This window comes from Pantoea sp. Fr-CA_6, assembly GCF_024520895.1.
Taxonomy (GTDB): Bacteria; Pseudomonadota; Gammaproteobacteria; order Enterobacterales; family Enterobacteriaceae; genus Pantoea; species Pantoea agglomerans.
Window position 1 is genome coordinate 1 of record NZ_JALNPO010000073.1, and the last position, 206, is coordinate 206.

A 206-nucleotide genomic window follows, 5' to 3' on the forward strand; every position below is an offset into this window, starting at 1 on the left:
CCCGCCTCGTCGGTGGCTTCCACCACGACGTCTTTGGCGTCCACGCCCGCCGGATTCGGCTGGATGCTCCAGTGACCATCCGCGTCCGCCACCGTGCTGGTCACGCTGTCGCTGACCGGATCGGTGATCACGATCACCGCGCCCGGCTCGGCGTTACCGGCCAGCTCGTCCTCGGTGTTGTTCGTGATTTCCGGAGCCGCCGTGCT

At 68.0% G+C, this 206-nt stretch carries 1 protein-coding gene; it reads right to left on the reverse strand.

Going from position 1 to position 206, the window contains the following annotated elements; all coding sequences use genetic code 11:
• Nucleotides 1–206, reverse strand: a 206-nt coding sequence (locus tag NR201_RS22660) for an Ig-like domain-containing protein (RefSeq protein ID WP_256850207.1), incomplete at both ends; no start/stop codon positions are given.